The sequence below is a fragment of the Burkholderia pseudomultivorans genome, assembly GCF_902499075.1.
Taxonomy (GTDB): domain Bacteria; phylum Pseudomonadota; class Gammaproteobacteria; order Burkholderiales; family Burkholderiaceae; genus Burkholderia; species Burkholderia pseudomultivorans.
This window is the reverse complement of record NZ_CABVPP010000009.1, coordinates 94,494-115,213: the sequence shown is the minus strand read 5'-3', so window position 1 is coordinate 115,213 and position 20,720 is coordinate 94,494. Positions and strand designations below refer to the sequence as shown.

The following is a 20,720-nucleotide window of genomic DNA, read 5'->3' as shown; positions in this document are numbered from 1 at the left end:
GGAGACACCATGCCCCACGCCGCGAACCCCGTCATCCCCGGCATCGCCGCGATCGCCCCCGAACTGATCGAGGTGCGCCGCCGCATCCACGCCCACCCCGAGCTCGCGTTCGAGGAAACGCTGACGAGCGATCTCGTCGCCGAGCTGCTCGGCGGCTGGGGCTATGAAGTGCATCGCGGGATCGGCAAGACGGGCGTCGTCGGCGTGCTGCGCGAAGGACAAGGCACGCGCACGGTCGGGCTGCGCGCCGACATGGACGCGCTGCCGCTCGCGGAAGCGACCGGCCTGCCGTATGCGAGCCGCCACGCGAACAAGATGCATGCGTGCGGGCATGACGGCCATACGGCGATGCTGCTCTGCGCGGCGCGCCACCTCGCGGCAACGCGCCGGTTTTCCGGCACGCTGAACCTGATCTTCCAGCCGGCCGAGGAGAATTTCGGCGGCGCGAAGGCGATGATGGACGACGGCCTGTTCGACCGCTTCCCATGCGACGCGATCTTCGCGATCCACAACATGCCGGGCCGCGCGGCCGGCGACATGGCCTTCCGCACCGGCGCCGCGATGGCGTCGGCCGACCGCGTGACGATCACGCTGCGCGGCGTCGGCGGCCACGGCGCGATGCCGCATTTCGCGCGCGATCCGATGTCGGCCGCCGGCAGCATCATGGTCGCGCTGCAGACCATCGTCGCGCGCGAGGTCGACGCGCAGCATGCGGCGGTGATCACGGTCGGCAGCGTGCAGGCCGGCGAAACCTTCAACATCATTCCCGAAACCGTCGTGATGAAGCTGTCGGTGCGCGCGCTGAACGCCGACGTGCGCGCGCTGCTCGCCCGCCGCATCGAAGCGCTCGCGAAAGGCCAGGCCGAAAGCTTCGGCGTGACTGCGGAAGTCGACTACGACTACGGCTACCCGGTGCTCGTCAATCACGCGGAGCCGACCGCGTTCGCGGCCGACATCGCGCGCGGGATGCTCGGCGCCGAGCGCGTCGAAACCGACGCGCCGCCGCTGATGGGCAGCGAGGATTTCGCGTTCATGCTCGAAGCGCGCCCCGGCTGCTATGCGTTCATCGGCAACGGCATCGGCAGCAAGGGCGGCTGCATGGTGCACAACCCCGGCTACGACTTCAACGACGACATCCTTGCGATCGGCGCGAGCTACTGGGTCCGCGTCGCCGAAGGCTGGCTCGCGGCCTGACGGCCCTTCATCACGCTGCTGCGCGCTTACCGGGAAACCCCATGGAAACGTCCACCCTTTCGTTCGACGACACGCCGGCCGATGCACGCACCGCCGCGAAAAAGCGCCGCCTGATCGCGGCCGCCGCGGTCGGCAACGCGCTCGAGTTCTACGACTTCACGGTCTACAGCTTCTTTGCGATCCTGATCGGCAAGCTGTTCTTCCCCGTGCACTCGTCGTTCGGGCAACTGATGCTCGCGGTCGCGAGCTTCGGCGTCGGCTTCGTCACGCGCCCGCTCGGCGGTCTCGTGATCGGCATGTATGCGGATCGCGTCGGCCGCAAGAAGGCGATGATCCTGACGCTGCTGCTGATGGCGCTCGGCACCGCGACGATCGCGATCGCGCCGACCTACGCGCAGGTCGGCATCGCCGCACCGCTGCTGCTGGTGCTCGCGCGCCTGCTGCAAGGGTTCGCGTCGGGCGGCGAAGTCGGTGCGTCGACCACGCTGCTGCTCGAACAGGCGCCGCAGCACCGCCGCGGATTCTATGCGTCGTTCCAGTTCTCGAGCCAGGGGCTCGCCGCGCTCGCAGGCGCGCTGACCGGCGTCGCGCTCACGTCGACGCTGAACGCCGCGCAGCTCGAAAGCTGGGGCTGGCGCGTGCCGTTCATCATCGGCACGCTGTTCGTGCCGCTCGGCTACTGGCTGCGCCGCACCGTCGAGGAAGTGCCGGGCGACGCGCACGCGCACCCTCGCGCGCAGACGGAAAAGGTCGCGTCGCTGCCGCTCGCCGACGTGCTGCGCCACCACGGCAAGGCCGTGTTCGCGGGGCTCGGCGTGACGATCGGCGGCACGTCGATCCACTACATCATCGTGTTCTACATGGCGATCTACGGCGTGCAGGTGCTGCACCTGCCGACCTGGCTGTCGATGACGGCCGGCTGCGTCGCCGGCGCGATCCTGATGCTCGCGACGCCGATCGGCGGCTACCTGTCCGACGTGTACGGGCGCAACCGGATCGTCTGGTGGACGCGCATCGCGCTGATGGTTGCGATCTACCCCGCGTTCGTCGCCCTGAACCGCTGGCCGGGCGCCGCGTCGCTGCTGTCGATCATCGCGGCGCTGTCGATCGTGCATGCGATCAACATCGGCGCGACCGGCGCGATGCTCGGCGAACTGTTCCCGCGCGCCGTGCGCGCGACGGGCGGTGCGCTCGTGTACAGCATCGGCGTCGCGATCTTCGGCGGCTTCGCGCAGTTCTTCGTCACGTGGCTGATCGCGGCGACCGGCAATCCGAATGCGCCTGCGTGGTATGCGATCGGCTGCGGCGTGCTGACGCTGCTCGCGGTACGCTGCATGGACGAGAAAGCCGGGAAGTCGCTCGACTGAACGGCGCGCGCCGCACCAACGCAAAAGGCACGGGTTCCACCACCCGTGCCTTTTTTTGCATCCGGCGCGCCGCCCCGCTCAGAACGTATGCATCATCCCGACATACGCGCCCGTCTGCGACTCGCCCGTCATCGGGCTCGTGTTCGACGTCGCGTCGCGCGGCGTCGCGAGCAGCGAGAAATTCGAGTTGCCGCCGTTGCGCACGTAAGCGACGGTGCCGTACAGGAAGGTGCGCTTCGACAGGTTGTAGGTGGTGCCGAGCACGTACATGATCGCATGGCCCGACGGATCGTGCGACGCATCGCCGCCGCCGTCGCCGACCTTCACGTAATAGCCGCCGCCCGTCACCGCCCATTGCGGCGTCGCGGTGTAGGTCGCGCCGAGCCAGTAGTGATCGGCGCGATCGGCAACGCCGGCCGGGCTGTCGGGCGCCTGGTAGTGCGTGTACGCGCCCTGGATCTTGAACTTCGACACCTTCACGTTCGCACCGACGAAATATTCGCGCGACGCGGTGAAGATGTTGCTGAGCTTGCCGTTGTTGTCGCGCAGTTCGTCGTAGATGCCGCGCACGTCGAGCATCGGCGAATGGTACGAGATCATGATCCCGTCGGAGCGGCCGAAATCGTCCGCCGCACCGTAGTTGAAGCCGCGCGACTGATTGCCGAACGCGTATTGCGCCTGCACGTCGAAGCCGCCGAACACCGGGCTGTGATATTCGATGTTGTTGCTGGTCTGCTGCCAGTTGCGGCCGCGCACCAGCGATGCCGACGAAAACGCCTGCTGGACGAACGGATCGAATTCCCACACGCCGTCGCTGTCGATGAACAGGTTGCGGCCGGCCTGCAGCTGGCCCCACGTGTCGCTCTTCAGCCCGACATACGCGCGCCGCGACCACATGCGCCCGCCGCCCGTCTGGCCGTTCATCACCTGGAACGCGGTTTCGAGGTTGAAGACCGTCGACAGCCCGCCGCCGAGATCCTCGATGCCCTTCAGCCCGAACATGCTGGTGCCCCAGTCGCCGCTTTCGGCACTCCAGCGCGTCGCGCTGCCGTTCGGCGTCGCGATGTGGTTCAGGTATTCGACACCGCCGTCGACGCGGCCGTACAGCGTCACGCTCGTCTGTGCGACGGCGGCCGCCGGCGCGGCGGCCGCGATCAGCCATGCGAAATGTTTGAGTCGCAAAATGATGCCCCCTCGGAGTCTCGACCCTCCGGCGCGCGCCCCATGCGCGCGCCCAGGGTCCTATCAGCCGCGATCGACCGAAAAACGTCCGGGGCCGGCCGCGCAAAGCGCGAGCAGCCCGCCCGAGATCGCGATGTTCTTGTAGAAATGAATCATGTTGTTGACCTGCTCGCCACCGGTCATGTTCCAGTAGTGATGGCCGATGATGCCGGTGCCGATCGTATACAGCGCAAGCAGCAGCGCGAGCGGCCGCGTCTGGAAGCCGACGAGGATCGCGATCCCGACGAACAGCTCCATCACGACGGAAATCGCCGCGGAGACGATCGGCGCGGGCGCGCCCTCGGAGCCCATGAACGCGATCGTGCCGGGGAAGTCGACGATCTTCTTCCAGCCGAACATCACGAACAGGATCACGAGCAGAATGCGGGCAAGCAGCAGCAGCACATCGCGCTGGGACGCGAGAAACGATTGATTCGGTGTCATGGTGTCGATCAACGAAAACGATGCGCGCCCGGATCGAACGCGCAGCGGATTGCCAACGAACCGGGCCGGGCGGCCGCCTGCGCCGCCCGCCCCGCTCTGCAACAACCGGCATCGGGTACCGCCCGATGTGCTGCGTACCTCCCCTGGTCCGAGGTTGACCTGCGCCGCCGCGTCAGCGCAGCTTCGCGACGTCCTGGTCGCTCACCTTCGCGGCCGGATTGCCGAACTGCCCGGTCAGGTAGTTCGCCAGCGCGGCGATCTGCGCATCCGACAGCTCGTTGCGGAACGCCGGCATCCCGACGTCCTCGCTGCCGGCCTTGCGCTGCACGCCGTTCAGGATCACCTGCACGAGATTGGTCGGATTCGACGCGCCGACCGTCGAGTTGTGGAACAGCGACGGATAGTAGCCGTCCGGCGTGCCCTTGCCCTGCATCTGGTGACAGGTCGCGCAGTTGCCGAGATAGAGCCGCGCCGGATCGATGCCCGACGACGCGAGCGCGACGCCGCGCAGCTTCAGCCCGTCCTCGGCCGGCTTGCCCCACGACGCGCGCGACTGCTTCGCATCGCCGTTCGACACGGCCGGCACCGTACGGATGTACGTCGCGATCGCGCCGATGTCGGCATCCGTCATCTTCGAGAAGCTGTGCTCGATCGCCTCGGACATCGGGCCTGCCGCCTGCGCGAGCCCCGGCACGCTGCCGGTGCGCAGATACTGCACGAGCTGCTGCTGCGACCAGCCGCCGATCCCCGCATTCGGGTCGGACGTGATGTTGTAGCCGTCCCAGCCCGCGAGCACCGAACCCGACAGGAAGCTGCCGCCGGTTTCATCGAGCGACTTCTCCTGCATCGCAATGCCGCGCGGCGTGTGGCACGTGCTGCAGTGTGCGAGGCCCTGCACCAGGTACGCGCCGCGGTTCCACTCGGCGCTCTGCGCCGGCTTCGGCTGGTACGCGCCGTCCTTCAGGAACAGCCAGTTCCAGATCTTCAGCGGCCAGCGCATGCTCAGCAGCGCGGGGATCTCGTTCTTCGGCGGCGCCTGCTTGACCGGCTCGACGCCGTGCATGAAGTACGCGTACAGCGCCTGCACGTCGTCGTCGTTGATCTTCGCGTACGACACGTACGGCATCGCCGGATACAGGTTGCTGCCGTCCTTCGACACGCCGTGCCGCACCGCGCGCTCGAAGTCGTCGAACGTCCAGTTGCCGATACCGTTGTCGGGGTCTGGCGTGATGTTGCTCGAATAGATCTTGCCGAGCATCGGGATCGGCATGCCGAGACCGCCCGCGAACGGCTTGCCGCCCTTCGCGGTGTGGCAGGCCATGCAGTCGCCGGCGACCGCCAGGTATTCGCCGCGCTTGACCAGCGCGGGATCGGCCGGATCGGCCGCGCGCGCGAGGCCCGGCAGTGCGAGGCAGCCGGCGAGGAGGAAGGTGAAAGTAGATTTCCGCACGGTCAGACTTCCTTCTTCAGCGTGTCCGACATCCGCAGCGCAAGCGCCGCGATCGTCAGCGTCACGTTTACCGTACCGACGGTCGGCATCGTCGCGCTGCTCGAGATGAACAGGTTCGGATGGTCGAACGTGCGGCAGTCCTTGTCGACGACCGAGTCGCGTGCATCCGCGCCCATGATCGTCGACCCCGTGATGTGGTTGTTCGGCGCGAACTCGTCGTTGAACACGACCTCCGTGCCGCCCAGCACCTTCGCGGCCGTCGCATAGACCTCGCGCGTATGCACCGCGCCGCGCTTCACGTAGTCGTCGATCGCGTAGGTGATCTCGGGTCGCGGAATGCCGATCGCATCGGTCGCCGTCTTGCTCGGCACGATGCGGTTCTCGGGCTGCGGCAGGATCTCGTGGAAGCAGTCGAACTGCACGTAGCGCGCGGAACGATCGCGGATCTGCGCGTCGAGCTCCGCCGGCTTCATCAGTTTGCCGGCCTTGAAGATCTTCTGCGTCTCCTGGTTGATGCGCGACATGTTCGACAGGTGGATCTTCTTCGCGGCTTCGGTCGCGCGGAACGGGCCGTCGCGAAAGCCGATCAGCGAGGTCATCTCCTGCGGGCCGCGGCCCGGCCACAGCTTGTCGTTCGCGTAGAACGACACGCCCGTGCCCGGATGGTCCATCAGGTTGCGGCCGACCATGTCCGAGCTGTTCGCGACGCCGTTCGGGAAATCGCGGTTCGCGGACATCAGCAGGATCTTCGGCGTCTCGATGCCGTTCGCGGCGAGCACGAAGTACTTGCCCTCGACGCGATGGTCGGCGCCGGTCTTGTCCTTGTAGATCGCCGCGACGATGCGCTTGTCCGGCCCCGTCTCGAGCTTGTAGACGACCGCGCTGTCGATCAGCTTCGCGCCGGCCTGCTCGGCCTTCTCGACGTGCACGATGCCGTTGTACATCGCGCCGATCGGGCAGATCGGCATGCAATTGTTGTTCCCGCAACAAGTCGGCCGGCCGTCGTACGGACGGCTGTTGCGCGCAACCGGCTCGGTCACCACGTGGAACTTCGGATCGTAGCCGTTCAGCGCCGTCTTGATCGTCTGCTCGTTGAACGACAACGGCAGCGGCGGCATCGGGTACGGTTCCTTGCGCGGCGAGTACAGGTCTTCCTCGGGGCCCGGGCCCCACACGCCGAGTTCCTCTTCGGCGCGCTGGTAGTAATGCTCGAGATCGTCGTACTGGATCGGCCAGTCGCGACCGACGCCGTACACGCTCTTCATCTTGAAGTCGTTCGGGATGAAGCGCCACGCCGACGCGGCCCAGTGCCACGTCGTGCCGCCCACCGCGCGGATGTACTGCGAGTTGAACTTGTGCTCGCCCTTCAGGATCAGGTAGTCGTTCGGCGGGCCGTATTCCGGATGCGGCGCCCACGGGCTCGACGGATACGGCGCCATGAAATCGGTCTTGTCGGGCTGGTTGCGAAAGCGCTCGACGATTTCCCAGCGCGGCATGCGCGGGCCGGCTTCCAGCAGGATCACCGACTTGCCCGCCATCGCGAGCTGGTGTGCCACGATCGCGCCGGCGACACCCGACCCGACGACCACGACGTCGGCTTTTTGCGTATCGGTATCGGCCATCAGGCTTGCCTCTCGATCGGTTTTTCGGCCCAGAAGCCGGGTTTGTTGGGGCAATACGAAGGGATCACGAGCGTATCCGACACGACGCCGAACATTAACGCTTCTTCGTAGGTAATCACGACGTTGTCGACGATGCCGAGATACCACGCTTCGAGAATCGTCAGCGCGAGCGATTCCTGATCGGGCGTCAGCGAGCCGGACGCCAGTGCGCCGGCAAGTTGCGACAGGCCGTCGGTCGTCTTGAACGAGCCCTTCTGCAAGGCCTGCAGGAAGCGCTGGCCGGTCACGCGGCTCAGCCCTTTCTTGCCGGTCAATGCTTCGGAGAGCGTCATGAACGTATCGAGCGGCGCAGTGCCGGGATCGTCGGCCAGGGCCCGCAACGCCAGCGAACCGGTCAGGCCCGCCGCCGTCAGCGCCAGTGCGCCCTGCAGCCATTGACGCCGCGTGATGCCGCTTGCGGCTGCGTCGCTGTCGCGACGCGAGTGGGGAGTGTTGTCGTTGTGCATGTTTCCTTCTCTCGAACACCGGATTCGGGAAAACCACGCTTGATATTTCTCAAACTTTAGCGCGGACCTGCAATGTACGCGCTCAAACCGGATCGAACAATCTTTTTATAGTCCATTAAATGTTCCGCTATCCGTGACAATCGACATTTCGCTGCATTTTTGTGTCGCCGGCACGACAATTCTGCTTCCCGCCTGCGGATGTCGCAAGCCGGCGACACGCGTCGTGTTGCGATCCGCCTACATGCCGGTCGGTTAGAATCGCGTGCAATCAAACAGAAAGCTTCCCTCCGAGGGCATCGAGCGATGAAGCAGCACGACAAACACAACAAACCGAATCCAGTCCACCACACCACCCGGCTGCTCTGGCGCATCGGCGCCGTCGCCGCGCTCGGGGCCGCCGCGGCGCTATCGCTGCATGCGGGCGCGGCGCGCACCGTCAGCGTGTCGCCGCAGGGCACCGTCACCGAAGTCCGGCAGAGCGTCGTCAAGTTCGACGAACCGATGGTCGCGTTCGGCTCGGCCTCCGCGCCGAACCCCGCGCGCGTGACCTGCACCGACGCCAGCGCGGCGCGCGGCCAGGGTCGCTGGCTCGACGACAAGACCTGGGTTTACGATTTCGAAAACGACCTGCCGCCCGGCGTGCGCTGCTCGGTCGCGCTCAACGACACGCTGCGCTCGGTTGCCGGCAACGCGGCCAGCGGCCCGCGCCGCTTCACGTTCCAGACCGGCGGCCCGTTCCCGGTGACGGTGCGTCCCGGCTCGCGCGAGATCGAGGAACGGCAGGTGTTCGTCATGAAGCTGAACGGCCCGGCCGACGAACGCTCCGCGCTCGCGAACATCTGGTGCGAAGCGACCGGCATCGGCAACCGCATCCCCGTCGCGGCCGCCGACGGCGACACGCGCACCGCGCTGCTCGATCACTTCGGGCTCAAGCAGGACGCCGCGCGCGTACTGACGCTGTCGTGCGCGCAGGCGCTGCCGGCCGGCGCGAAGATGCAGCTCGTCTACGGCAAGGGTGTCACGAGTCCGAGCGGCATCGCGAACGAAACCGAGCGGCGCTTCGACTTCACGGTGCGCGCGCCGTTCGCCGCGAGCTTCTCGTGCGAGCGCGAGAACGCGAAGGCGCCGTGCACGCCGCTGCGCCCGCTCACGCTCTCCTTCAACGCGCCGGTGTCGCGCAAGAGCGCCGAGTCGATCAAGCTGCGCGGCCCCGACGGCACGCTGTCGCCGAACTTCGCGGCCGACGACAAGAGCGACGAAGTGACGACCGTCACCTTCAACCCGCCGCTGCCCGCGCAGGCCGACCTGACGCTCGAACTGCCGTCGGGCCTGCGCGACGTCACCGATCGCCCGCTCGCCAACGCCGACCTGTTCCCGCTCGCGACGCGCACCGCGCCGATGCCGCCGCTCGCGAAATTCTCGTCGGGCACGTTCGGCATCGTCGAGCGCTTCGCCGAACCCGATACGCCGGCGCTTGTGCCCGTCACGCTGCGCAACGTCGAAGCGGACCTCCATGTCGCCGGGCTCAACGCGGGCGGCGCGCAGTTCGCGAACCTGCGGGTCGAGAACGACACCGCGATCCGCCAGTGGATGCGCACCGTCGACCGCTTCGACAACTGGTCGATGACGGCCGGCTCGATCGACGAGCAGATCCCCGGCCTGCTGACGCGCAAGGGACAGCATCCGGTCTACGTGCCGCTCGCATCCGGCGAAAAAATGCCCGCGCCGAAGGATCGCCGCATCGACGTGCGCTCGCTGTCGCTGCTCGCCGGCGAACCCGGCGCGCAGGCGCTGACGCTGCCGAAGGCCGATCCGAAGACGCTGCGCCCGTTCGAGATCGTCGGCGTGCCGATCGAGAAGCCCGGCTTCTACGTGCTCGAGCTTGCGTCGCCGGCGCTCGGCCGCTCGCTGCTCGCGAAGCCGTCGAGCATGTACGTGCGCACCACGGTGCTCGTCACGAACCTCGGCGTGCACCTGAAACAGGGCCGCGACAACAACCTCGTGTGGGTCACGACGCTCGACAAGGGCAAGCCGGTGCCGAACGCGCAGATCCGCGTGTCCGACTGCAACGGCGACGAGATCGCGTCCGGCAGGACCGACGCGCAGGGCCTGCTGAAGATCGACGGGCCGTTCGAGCCGAAGCGTGAATGCAAGTCGTCTGAAATCTTCAGCGACTACTTCGTGTCGGCGCGCGTCGACGATCCGAAGACGGGCCCCGACATGGCGTTCGTCAGCTCGAACTGGAATCGCGGCATCGAGGCGTGGCGCTTCAACGTGCCGACCGATACCGACAGCGCGCCGACCGTGCGCGCGCACACCGTGTTCGACCGCACGCTGCTGCGCGCCGGCGAGACCGTGTCGATGAAGCATTTCATCCGCACCGAAACGCTGCAGAGCCTCGCGTTCCCGTCGCAGTACCCGACGCGCGCGACGATCCGCCATCTCGGCACCGGCCAGACCTACAAGCTGCCGCTCACGTGGACGGCCGACCATAGCGCGGACACGCAGTTCACGCTGCCGGCCGCCGCGAAGCTCGGCGAATACAGCGTCGAGCTCGAAGGCGGCCCGGACGATGCGCCGACCAGCAGCTACTACAGCGGCAGCTTCCGCGTCGAGGCGTTCCGGCTGCCGGTGCTGAAAGGGTCGATCGGCGCGCGCGACGCGCAGAAGAGCCCGCTCGTCGCGGTGAAGGAAGCGCCGCTCGCGGTGCAGATCGACTACGTGTCGGGCGGCGGCGCATCGAACCTGCCCGTGCAGGTGTCGGCGCTGATGAAATGGGCGTCGCCGCCGTTCGCGGATCGCTACGAGGATTTCAGCTTCACGCCGTATCGCCCCGACACGAGCGACGGCAACGCGGACGACGATTCGCAGGACGGCGACAACGCGTCGTCCGCGAGCAGCGATCCCGACGCGACGAAGCTGATCGCCGACAAGCTGCCGCTGACGCTCGACCGCAACGGCGCGGGCTCGGTCACGCTGAAGGGCCTGCCCGACGTCGATGCGCCGAAGCGCCTCGCGCTCGAAGCGACCTTCGCGGACCCGAACGGCGAAGTGCAGACGATCCGCGGCGACACGATCCTGTGGCCGGCCGCGGTGGCGACCGGCATCAAGGCCGGCCACTGGGTCTCGGTCGGCCAGCGCGTGCCGGTGCAGGCGCTGGCAGTCGACCTGCAGGGCCAGCCGCGCGCGTCGGTGCCGATCGAAATCAAGGGCGTCGCGCATGTCACGACGTCGTCGCGCAAGCGGATGGTCGGCGGCTTCTACGCATACGACAACAAGAGCGACACGCGCGACCTCGGCGTGCTGTGCTCGGGCAAGACCGACGACAAGGGCCGCATGGCCTGCGACGCGACGCTCGAACAGGCCGGCAACGTGCAGCTGATCGCGGTCGCGAAGGACGGCGACGGCCGCACGTCGAACGCATCGACGTCGGTATGGGTCACGCGCGAGGACGAACTCTGGTTCGGCGGCGACAACACCGACCGCATCGACGTGATTCCGGAGAAGACCGCGTACGAACCGGGCGAAACCGCCCGCTTCCAGGTGCGCATGCCGTTCCGCTACGCGACCGCGCTGGTCGCGGTCGAACGCGGCGGCGTAATGGAAACGCACGTCGTCGAGCTGAACGGCAAGAATCCGACCGTCGATCTGAAGGTCGGCGACACGTGGGGGCCGAACGTCTACGTGTCGGTGCTCGCGCTGCGCGGCCGGATCCGCGAGGTGCCGTGGTATTCGTTCTTCACGTGGGGCTGGAAGGCGCCGGTCGAATGGGCGCGCGCGTTCTGGCGCGAAGGCCGTCACTATGAAGCGCCGACCGCGTTCGTCGACTTGTCGAAGCCCGCGTTCCGCTACGGCCTCGGCGAGATCAAGGTCGGCACGGGCGTCCACCGCCTCGGCGTGACCGTGACGACCGACGCGACACGCTACACGGTACGCAGCAAGGCGCAGGCGCACGTGAAGGTCACGCTGCCGAACGGGCAGCCCGCACCGGCCGGCACGCAGATCGCGGTCGCGGCCGTCGACGAGGCGCTGCTCGAACTGATGCCGAACAACAGCTGGGACCTGCTCGACGCGATGCTGCGGCGGCGCGCGTACGGCGTCGAGACCGCCACCGCGCAGATGGAAATCGTCGGCCGTCGCCACTTCGGCCGCAAGGCCGTGCCCGCGGGCGGCGGCGGCGGCAGCGCGCCGACGCGCGAGCTGTTCGACACGCTGCTGCTGTGGAATCCGCGCGTGACGCTGGATGCGAACGGCAGCGCGACCGTCGACGTGCCGCTCAACGACGCGCTGACGCGCTTCCGGATCGTTGCGATCGCGGCGGTCGGCCCCGACCGCTTCGGCACCGGCAGCACGTCGATCCGCAGCACGCAGGATCTGCAGCTGATCTCCGGGCTGCCGCCGCTGGTGCGCGAAGGCGATGCGTTCCGCGCGCAGGTCACGCTGCGCAACACCACCGACCGCGCGATGCAGGTCGTCGTGACGCCGCACGCGAGCGGCCTCGACGTCGCGCCGCAAACCGTGTCGCTCGCGGCCAATGCGGCGAGCGAGGTCGCGTGGACGATCACCGTGCCCGAGCAGGCGCTCGACGGCGCCGGCGCGCTGAACTGGCGCATCGACGCGGCCGAGCAAGGCGGCAAGCGCGCGTCCGATGCGCTGGCCGTCGCGCAGAAGGTCGTGCCGGCGCTGCCGGTCACGGTCCAGCAAGCGACGCTCGCGCAGGTCGACGGCACGCTGACGGTACCCGTGTCGGCGCCGGCCGGCGCCGCGAACAACGCGCACGGCGCGCCGCGCGGCGGCATCGCCGTGTCGCTGCAATCGAAGCTCGCCGACGGGCTGCCCGGCGTGAAGCGCTGGTTCGAGCGCTATCCGTACCGCTGCCTCGAACAGCAGACGTCGCGCGCGATCGGCCTGCGCGACCCCGCGCAATGGCAGGCGCTGGTTGCCCGCATGCCCGTCTATCTCGACGGCGACGGGCTCGCGAGCTACTTCCCGCCGTCGTCCGACGATTCGCACTACGGCAGCCCGACGCTGTCGTCGTACCTGCTCGTCGTGTCCGACGAGGCGAGCCGCCTCGACCCGCGCTTCGCGCTGCCGGAAGACCTGCGCACGCAGCTCGAAGCCGGGCTCGCGCGCTTCGTCGAGGGCCGCGTCGAGCGCAACGCGTGGGCGCCGCGCCAGGACCGCGACCTGCGCAAGCTCGCCGCGATCGAGGCGCTGTCGCGCTACGGCGCCGCGCAGGGCCGCATGCTCGGCTCGCTCGAGATCGCGCCGAACCAGTGGCCGACCTCGGCGGTGATCGACTATCACGCGATCCTCACGCGCGTGAAGGACATTCCGCAGCGCGACGAGAAACGTGCGCAGGTCGAGCAGATCCTGCGCGCGCGGCTCACCTACCAGGGCACGCAGCTCGTGTTCTCGACCGCGCGCGACGACGACCTGTGGTGGCTGATGACGAGCAACGAGACCAACGCCGCACGGCTCGCGCTCGAATTCGCCGGCGACCCGGCGTGGAAGGACGAGATGCCGCGCATCACGGCCGGCCTGCTTGCGCTGCAGCGCCAGGGCGCGTGGCAGACGACCACGTCGAATGCGCTCGGCCTGCTCGCGGTCGAGCGCTTCTCGCGCACCTACGAGAGCACGCCCGTCGCCGGCACGACGAAAGTCGCGCTCGGCGGCGACGAGCGCACGGTCTCGTGGTCGCAGGCGAGCGCGCCGGCCGCCGCCGACACGGCCGCCTCGGCGACGCCGGCCACCCGCGCGGCCGCCGCCCGCAGCGTGATGCTGCCGTGGCCGCGCGCCGCGCAGGCGCCGGCAACGCTTGCCGTCACGCAGGACGGCACGGGCCATCCGTGGGCGACCGTCGAGAGCCTCGCGGCCGTGCCGCTGCGCGCGCCGTTCGCGGCCGGCTACCGGATCACGAAGACCGTCACGCCTGTGTCGCCAGCCGTCAGCGGCGTGCTGACGCGCGGCGACGTGATCCGCGTGCATCTCGACATCGACGCGCAGAGCGACATGACGTGGGTCGTGGTCAACGATCCGATCCCGGCCGGCGCAACGATCCTCGGCTCGGGCCTCGGCCGCGATTCCGAGGCCGCGACGCAGGACGAGAAGCGGCCCGACGGCGCGTGGCCGGCGTTCGTCGAGCGCGATTTCGACGGCTATCGCGCGTATTACGACTATCTGCCGAAGGGCAAATTCTCGGTCGAGTACACGGTCCGGCTGAACAACGTCGGCACCTTCGGGCTGCCGCCGACGCGCGTCGAGGCGCTGTATGCACCGTCCGTGTACGGCCTGTGGCCGAATCCGCCGATGACGGTGAAGCCGGCCGCCGCGGGCGGGAAGTCGTGAGCATGCGATGAAAGACCGTGCTTTGCCGCGGCCGGCGCGGTGCGTCGGCCGCCTGGTGGCAGCCGTCGTGTTCGCCATGCCGCTCGTCGCGCATGCGCTGCCCGGCTACGACGACGTGCGCCGCAACTGGCGCAGCTCCGACTGGGTGCTGCTCGCGCGCGACGGCACGCCGCTGCAGCGCACGCGCGTCGACCTCACCGAGCGGCGTGGCGACTGGATCGCGCTGGCCGACGTGTCGCCCGCGTTTCGCGAGGCGATCGTCATGTCCGAGGACAGGCGTTTCTACGAACACAGCGGCGTCGACTGGCGCGGCATCGCAGGCGCCGCGTGGGGCAATCTGTGGAACGAGCGCACGCGCGGCGCGTCGACCGTAACGATGCAGCTCGCGGGGCTGCTCAGCGATTCGCCGCGCCGTTCCGGCCAGCGCTCGCTGCCGCAGAAGGCCGCGCAGGCGATGAATGCACTGCTGCTCGAACGCGGCTGGCGCAAGGACCAGATCCTCGAGGCCTATCTGAATCTCGTGCCGTTCCGCGGCGAGACGGTCGGGCTCGCGGCGCTGTCGCAGGTGCTGTTCGGCAAGGCGCCGTCGGGACTCGACGCGCGCGAGGCCGCGATCGCCGCCGCGCTGGTGCGCGCGCCCAACGCGGCGCCCTCGAAAATCGCCGAGCGCGCCTGCCGGATCCTGCGCGACATGCATGCGGAAACGGCCTGCGCATCGCTTGACGGCTACGTGCAGCTCGTTACCGCGCGCCCCGCGAACGCAGTGCGCGACGACGGCGCCGCGCTCGCGCCGCACTTCGCGCGGCGCATTGCCGCCGAGGTGCGGCCGACGGCCGGCATGCAAGTCCGCACCACGCTCGACGCGCCGCTGCAGCGCTTCGCGCGCGATACGCTGACGCGCGCGCTGACCGAACTGAACGCGCCCGCGCATCGGCGCAACGTGCAGGACGGCGCGGTCGTCGTGATCGACAATGCGACCGGCGAGATTCGCGCGTGGGTCGGCTCGTCGGGCGCGCTGTCGAGCGCGCGCGATGTCGACGCGGTGCTCGCGCCGCGCCAGGCCGGCTCGACACTCAAGCCGTTCCTGTATGCGCAGGCGATCGACGAGAAACGGCTGACCGCCGCGTCGCTGCTCGACGATGCGCCGATCAACCTCGCCGCCGGCTGCGGCCTGTACATTCCGCAGAACTACGACAAGGACTTCAAGGGCTGGGTGAGCGTGCGCAGCGCGCTCGGCGGCTCGCTGAACGTGCCGGCCGTGCGCACGCTGGTGCTCGTCACGCCGCACCGCTTCGCGCGCACGCTGACCGCGCTCGGCTTGCCGCTCGCGCAGGAAGGCGACTACTACGGCTTCAGCCTCGCGCTCGGCAGCGCCGACGTCACGCTGCTGTCGCTGACCAATGCGTATCGCGCGCTCGCGAACGGCGGCGTCGCGCGCAAGGTCGTCGACCTGCCCGCGCCGGCGCCGGCGCGCGCGGACGGCGGCACGCGCCTGTTCAGCGAAGCGGCCAGCTTCATCGTCACCGACATCCTGTCCGACAACAATGCGCGCGTGCGCACCTTCGGCTTCGACAATCCGCTCGCGACGCGCTTCTTCTCGGCCGTCAAGACCGGCACGAGCAAGGACATGCGCGACAACTGGACCGTCGGCTTCACGTCGCGCTATACGGTCGGCGTGTGGGTCGGCAACGCGGACGGCTCGCCGATGTGGGACGTGTCGGGCGTCACCGGCGCGTCGCCGGTATGGTCGGCCGTCGTCGGCTACCTGCACCGCGACCTGCCGAGCCGCGCGCCGCGCGCGCCGGCCGGCGTCGAAGCGCGCCGCATCGCGTTCGAGCGCGACGTCGAGCCGTCGCGCAACGAGTGGTTCCTCGCCGGCACGGCCGTCGACACGGTGCGCCTCGCCGCCCCCGTCACGCCCGACAAGAACGGCACGCGCGCGCCGCTGACGATCGGCGCGCCGACCGACGGCACGATCTTCGCGATCGATCCGGACATCCCGCCGAACAACCAGCGGATCTGGTTCGAGCGCAGCGCCGGACGCGCCGCGCGCTTCGCGTGGCGGCTCGACGACAAGGTGATCGGGCACGCCGACCGCATCGCGTGGATGCCGTGGCCGGGCCGGCACCGGCTCGAACTCGTCGATGCGCGCGGCAACGTCGCCGATGCGATCGGCTTCGAGGTGCGCGGCGCGTTCGCGAAGATGCCCGCGCGCAAGCCGTGAGCGGGTTGTTTACTGGCCGGCCGCGTTCGCGTTGGGCGGCTGGGCGGAAAAGTCGAGCGTCGGCGCGGTCGAGATCGCGGCCTCGTTCGCGACGCTGAAGTTCGGGCGCGGCTGGTAGCCGAAGATCCGCGCGATCACGACGCCGGGGAACTGGCGGATCTGCACGTTGTAGTGCTGCACGGTCTTGATGTAACGGCCGCGCGCGACGGCGATGCGATTCTCGGTGCCTTCGAGCTGCGTCCGCAGGTCGCGGAATCCTTCGTTCGCCTTCAGTTCCGGATAGCGCTCGGATACCACCATCAGCCGGCTCAGCGCGCTCGACAACTCGCCCTGCCGCCGATCGAACGCCGCGAGCGCGGCCGGATCCTTTGCCGTCTCCGGCGTCACCTGGACGCTGCCGACGCGCGCGCGGGCCGACGCAACCTCGGTCAGCACGCGTTCCTCGTGCGCCGCATAGCCCTTCACGGTCGCGGCGAGGTTCGGCACGAGATCGGCGCGACGCTGGTACTGGTTCAGCACCTCGGACCACGCCGCGTTGACGTCCTCGTCGGACGACTGGATCGCGTTATACCCGCAGCCGGCAAGCGGCGCCAGCATGCAGCACATGAACAGGACTCGAAACCATTTCATCGTGGATTGCTTCCGGTTGAATGCTCCGGACGGAGCGAAGGGTAAAAAGAAGCGGTCGCGCGCGTGCGCTGTGGCGCTCTACCAGCGGCCCGATGCACCGCCGCCGCCGCTGGAGCCGCCGCCGCCGCGAAAATTCGAGTCCGAGCTCGACGACGATCGCGAGCGGGACGACGAGGACGAGGAACCGCCGCCGGTCAGTTTCGCCCAGATCGCCGCGAGCACGAACAGCACGCTGAAGATCCCGGACAGGATCTCCTTGATCGAATATTCCATCTGACGCCCGATCGCGATCACCATGAACAGCACACCGCCGACGATCGCCGTGTATTTGCGCACGCGCGCGGACCGGACCAGTTCCATGCCCAGCAGGCTGGTGGCCGCGCCCGCCGCCGTCGGGACGAACAGCGCGGCGCCCAGGATCGCCTCGAAATTGCCGTTGAAAATCTCGCCGATCGGCAGCATCAGGCCCGGCACGATCGCTGCAACGAGGTAGCCGGCCGGGAGCACCATCCGTCGACGCAACCCGCGCCACGCACCGACGACGCCGAGCGCGACGTTCGCGAGTCCGAGCAGGAACCAGAACCGCACGCTGCCGGTATCGGGGGATTTCCGTTCGGGCAGGCCGTTGTCGCGCCGCGGCGCGACATTCGCCTGCGGGACAAGTTGCGCCGTGTCCTGTTCCGCGATGTCATCGCGCCCGCGCGACAGCGCGTCCGGCGTCGTGCTGTCCGCTGCGGCCGTCTGCGGCGGCATCAGTTCGCGAGCGAGCGCATCGACCGCGTCGCTCACGCCGGCTTCGATGCGCTGCGCCCGAAACGCCGGCACGATGCGCTCGCGGATGATGCGCCCCGCGACGATGTCCGGTATCGCGCCTTCTAGCCCGTAGCCGACCTCGATCCGCACGGTGCGGTCGTTGAGCGCGGCGACGAGCAGCAGGCCGTTGTCGACCTTCTTCCGGCCGAGCTGCCATGTGTCGAACACGTCGGTCGCGAATTGCTCGATCGTCGAATGGCCGGTCGAGCCGACCAGCAGGATCGCCATCTGCACGCCGAGCCGGCTTTCGAGATCGGCCAGACGCGCGGTCAGTTCGGACGCGCACGCGGCGCCCAGCACGCCGGTCGCATCCGTCACGCGCCCTTTCAGCGGCGGCGGCGCTTCCGGTTTGGCGGCAACGGGATAGGCGGTCGCGGCGGCCACGTGCGTACACGCCGACGATGTCGTGTCGAACGCGGTGCTGGCTGCCGGTGCAGTGGCGGCATCGTCTTCGGCGGGCGGCGCCGCGCATGCCGCGCCGTAGCACAACGTCACGCCCGCGAGCACGGAGGCGGTCAATTTCGTCAGGCCGATCGCGCGCGTCGCGCGCATGGGCCGCATGTCGTTGCGGATCGTGCGTGCCGTCGATGCCGGCTCGCCGCCGTCACTCATCACGCTGGGTTGGCCCGTCAGTCGTTTCTGGTTCATGTCGGAAACGGCGCGCCGCCCTCGTCGGGCACGGCGCGTTCTCTCGTCGTTTTTTAATCGTTCCGCAGCATAACCAATCGCGAAGGAAATCGAAAGGTTCGCCGTCGCGAGTCCGGCGTATCGCGGCCGGCAAAAGCGATCCCGTTGTGAGCGCGATCGATTCGATCGACAATACGGGCGAGTTTGTCCCGATCGCAGGCGACCATGAACATTCCCTCCGCGCGCTTCATTCGTCCCGCGCTGCTCACGGCCTGCGTCGCCGCGCTTGCCGCGCTGCAGGCCTGCAACGGCGACGCGTGCTTCGGCGTCGACGTCTGCTTCAACGACAACACGCAAACCGTCGCGCTGTCGGGCACGGCCGCCACGGGCGCCGCGCTGGCGAGCGCGCCGGTGACGGTCAGTTGCGCGCAGGGCTCCGCCACCACGCTGACGGACGGCGGCGGCAACTATCGTGTGACGGTCAATGCGGCGCTGCCGTGCGTGCTGACCGTGACGTCGGGCGGCACGAGCCTGCATTCGCTGGCCTACGCGGGCGGCACCTTCAACACGACACCCGAGACCGAGTTGATGCTCGTCTATCTCGCGGCGCGGCTCGGCACGAATACCGCCGGACTGATCGGCAACTTCCAGGGTAGCGCGCGCTTCCAGCGCGCGATGAACGATCCAGGTATCGTGCAGGCCGCGCAATCGGCCGTCGTGACGAATCTGCAACAACGCTATGCGGTCGCGTTCGCGACGCCGGCGTTCCTGACGACGCCGTTTACGGTCGGGCAACCGGGCGTCGACGGCGATCTCGACGCACTCGCGAAAGCCGGCGCGATCGATGCGAACGGGATGCCTGATGCGGCGGCCGTTTCGCTATTGACGCAGGCGGGGGCGGCGCAGCCGTTGTGAGGCGGCCGGTTGGCCGCCCGCGCCTACGCCGCCTCCCCACTCCCGCACGCAACCCTCGCCGCCTGCTGCGCCGTCAGATAACGCAGCAGCTTGGTCACCATCCACACGACGACCAACGACAGCGCGACGAAGAACACCGCGAGCGGCGTCAGCACCTGCACCGATACGAACCCCGCGAGCCCCATCATCGCCGACGACACGAGCAGCAGCGCACACCCGAGGATCGCGCTGGTCAGGCCCGCGATATGCGGAAACAGCGAATTGCCCTTCGCCATCAGCGTCGGATACATCGCGCCGGCGCAGAAGCCCATCACGAGCACCGGCGTCGCGAGCGTCCACACGCGCAGGCCGACCGTCAGTCCGAGCACCAGCATCGCGACCGACGCGCCCGCCATCACGCGCGCGCCGATGCGCAGCCGCTGTTCGGCGCTCGGCAGCCGCGGCCCGTGGATCCGGTTCGACAGACCGCCGAGGAAATACATCAGCCCGATCCCGAGCGCGAGATAGCCGAAGAAAGTCGGCGGCCGATGCAGTGTGTTCTGCACCATGAACGGCCCGACGATGTTGAACACCAGCAGGATGCTGTAGCACAGCCCCTGCGCGAGGAAGCAGCTCTGGAACACCGGGCTCGACAGCACCTTGCCCGCGTTCGCCATCAGCGTGCGCGGTTCGAGATGCACGGGCTGGCGCAGCGTCTCCTTGTAGTGCCACAGCAGCGCCCACATCGCCAGCGAATACACGAGCAGAAACACGAGACAGGACCGCCAGCCGAACCAGGTCTGCAGGTGCGCGCCGATCACCGGCGCGACGATCGGCGCGAGGCCCCACGCGATCGACATGTACGTGAACGCATGCATCAGCGCCTGCCCGGAGAACGAGTCGGTGATGATCGCCTTCGCCAGCAGGTTGGTGGTCGCGATGCCGAAGCCCTGCAGCGCGCGCGCAAGCACGAAGGTCTCGAGGTTCGGCGCGCCGAGCGACAACAGGCAGCCGATCGTGTAGATCACGAGGCCGAACGCGAGCACGCGCTTGCGTCCGTACGCGTCGGCGATCGGGCCGAAGATCAGCTGGCCGAGCGCGTAGGCCGCCATGTAGCCCGACACGCTCGACTGGATCGCCTGCGGCGTCGTCGCGAACGAGCGCGCCATGTCGGGCAGCGCGGGCACGTAGATGTCGATCGCGAGCTGGCCGGCGGACGAGAACAGGCAGATCAGGAACAGCAGGAAGCGCGGCGAGTTCGACCCGCGCGCGGAAGCGGATGTGGGATTCATGACGACCGGGAAAAAGGCAGGCGGCGTCGCGACCGCGCGCTGTTCGAATGGCGAACGCGCGTGCGCAACGCGTCGAATGGCGTATTGT

Annotated in this window: 13 protein-coding genes; 5 read left to right on the top strand and 8 right to left on the bottom strand. The window is 68.6% G+C overall.

The features are described from left to right. Positions 1–9: 9 nt before the first annotated feature. Both BST28156_RS09415 and BST28156_RS09410 read left to right on the top strand, forming a co-directional pair. Positions 10–1,194 (top strand): M20 aminoacylase family protein, encoded by a 1,185-nt coding sequence (locus BST28156_RS09415; RefSeq protein WP_060237348.1) that lies wholly within the window; start codon positions 10–12, stop codon positions 1,192–1,194. Between the two features lie 41 nt (positions 1,195–1,235). After that, positions 1,236–2,561 carry an MFS transporter gene (locus BST28156_RS09410; RefSeq protein ID WP_174902043.1) on the top strand — a complete coding sequence of 442 codons (1,326 nt, stop codon included), beginning with the start codon at positions 1,236–1,238 and terminating at the stop codon, positions 2,559–2,561. Between the two features lie 78 nt (positions 2,562–2,639). Here the strand turns inward: BST28156_RS09410 and BST28156_RS09405 are convergent, their stop codons facing one another. The 5 genes from BST28156_RS09405 to BST28156_RS09385 all read right to left on the bottom strand — a co-directional run bounded on the left by BST28156_RS09405 (position 2,640) and on the right by BST28156_RS09385 (position 7,804). Continuing rightward, positions 2,640–3,743, bottom strand: coding sequence for a porin (locus BST28156_RS09405; RefSeq protein WP_009690559.1), 1,104 nt, complete (start codon positions 3,741–3,743; stop codon positions 2,640–2,642). A 63-nt stretch (positions 3,744–3,806) separates the two neighbouring features. Beyond that, positions 3,807–4,226 carry a DoxX family protein gene (locus BST28156_RS09400; protein ID WP_174902042.1) on the bottom strand — a complete coding sequence of 140 codons (420 nt, stop codon included), beginning with the start codon at positions 4,224–4,226 and terminating at the stop codon, positions 3,807–3,809. A gap of 172 nt (positions 4,227–4,398) precedes the next feature. Beyond that, positions 4,399–5,676, bottom strand: a complete 1,278-nt coding sequence (locus tag BST28156_RS09395) for a c-type cytochrome (protein ID WP_174902041.1) — start codon at positions 5,674–5,676, stop codon at positions 4,399–4,401. 2 nt (positions 5,677–5,678) lie between these two features. Next, entirely contained in the window at positions 5,679–7,298 is a 1,620-nt protein-coding gene (locus BST28156_RS09390; protein WP_060237335.1) for a GMC family oxidoreductase, read from the bottom strand. Beyond that, positions 7,298–7,804, bottom strand: coding sequence for a sugar dehydrogenase complex small subunit (locus BST28156_RS09385; protein WP_009690563.1), 507 nt, complete (start codon positions 7,802–7,804; stop codon positions 7,298–7,300). Before BST28156_RS09385 ends, BST28156_RS09390 begins: the two co-directional genes overlap by 1 nt. Before the next feature lie 303 nt (positions 7,805–8,107). On the opposite strand from BST28156_RS09385, the gene BST28156_RS09380 reads away from it, so the two are divergent. Together BST28156_RS09380 and pbpC are read left to right on the top strand one after the other, a co-directional pair. Then, complete coding sequence (locus BST28156_RS09380; protein ID WP_174902040.1) at positions 8,108–14,152, top strand: alpha-2-macroglobulin family protein; 6,045 nt, start codon at positions 8,108–8,110, stop codon at positions 14,150–14,152. 7 nt (positions 14,153–14,159) lie between these two features. After that, positions 14,160–16,376 (top strand): penicillin-binding protein 1C, encoded by a 2,217-nt coding sequence (gene pbpC, locus BST28156_RS09375; RefSeq protein ID WP_174902039.1) that lies wholly within the window; start codon positions 14,160–14,162, stop codon positions 16,374–16,376. 9 nt (positions 16,377–16,385) lie between these two features. Here pbpC and BST28156_RS09370 read toward each other — a convergent pair whose 3' ends face one another. Both BST28156_RS09370 and BST28156_RS09365 read right to left on the bottom strand, forming a co-directional pair. Continuing rightward, positions 16,386–17,006 (bottom strand): LemA family protein, encoded by a 621-nt coding sequence (locus BST28156_RS09370; RefSeq protein WP_174902038.1) that lies wholly within the window; start codon positions 17,004–17,006, stop codon positions 16,386–16,388. Positions 17,007–17,084: 78 nt separating this feature from the next. Beyond that, the gene (locus BST28156_RS09365; RefSeq protein WP_254596363.1) at positions 17,085–18,467 is read right to left on the bottom strand and encodes a TPM domain-containing protein; all 1,383 of its coding nucleotides are present in this window, start codon (positions 18,465–18,467) and stop codon (positions 17,085–17,087) included. A 204-nt stretch (positions 18,468–18,671) separates the two neighbouring features. Here BST28156_RS09365 and BST28156_RS09360 point away from each other — a divergent pair, with 204 nt between their 5' ends. After that, complete coding sequence (locus tag BST28156_RS09360; RefSeq protein WP_174902037.1) at positions 18,672–19,361, top strand: hypothetical protein; 690 nt, start codon at positions 18,672–18,674, stop codon at positions 19,359–19,361. 23 nt (positions 19,362–19,384) lie between these two features. Here BST28156_RS09360 and BST28156_RS09355 read toward each other — a convergent pair whose 3' ends face one another. Then, positions 19,385–20,632 carry a multidrug effflux MFS transporter gene (locus BST28156_RS09355; protein ID WP_174902036.1) on the bottom strand — a complete coding sequence of 416 codons (1,248 nt, stop codon included), beginning with the start codon at positions 20,630–20,632 and terminating at the stop codon, positions 19,385–19,387. Positions 20,633–20,720: the final 88 nt, after the last annotated feature.